Annotated in this window: 1 protein-coding gene; it reads left to right on the forward strand. The window is 60.5% G+C overall.

Going from position 1 to position 377, the window contains the following annotated elements:
* Positions 1–377: LacI family DNA-binding transcriptional regulator (locus tag AAEZ05_RS27895; protein ID WP_350649783.1), on the forward strand; the 377-nt coding region annotated here is incomplete at both ends.

Genomic DNA, 377 nt, shown 5'->3' on the forward strand with positions numbered 1-377 from the left:
TTCCTACACCACCGTGTCCCATGTGGTGAACAAGACGCGCCCGGTGAGCGAGCCGGTACGCATCAAGGTCGAGGCGGCGATCAAGCAGTTGGACTACGTGCCCAGTGCCGTCGCACGCTCGCTCAAGGCCAAGACCACGGCGACCATCGGCCTGCTGGTGCCCAACAGCCTCAACCCATATTTTGCTGAACTGGCCCGGGGTATCGAGGATTACTGCGAGCGTAATGGCTATTGCGTGATCCTTTGCAACTCGGATGACGACGCAGAGAAACAGCGCAGCTACTTGCGCGTGTTGCTGGAAAAACGCGTCGACGGCTTGATCGTGACCTCCGTGGGTGGCGATGACAGTGGCCTTGCCGCGGGCTTGAGTGCAGTGC

It is taken from the genome of Pseudomonas sp. HY13-MNA-CIBAN-0226, assembly GCF_040310305.1.
GTDB classification, from domain to species: Bacteria; Pseudomonadota; Gammaproteobacteria; order Pseudomonadales; family Pseudomonadaceae; genus Aquipseudomonas; species Aquipseudomonas gregormendelii.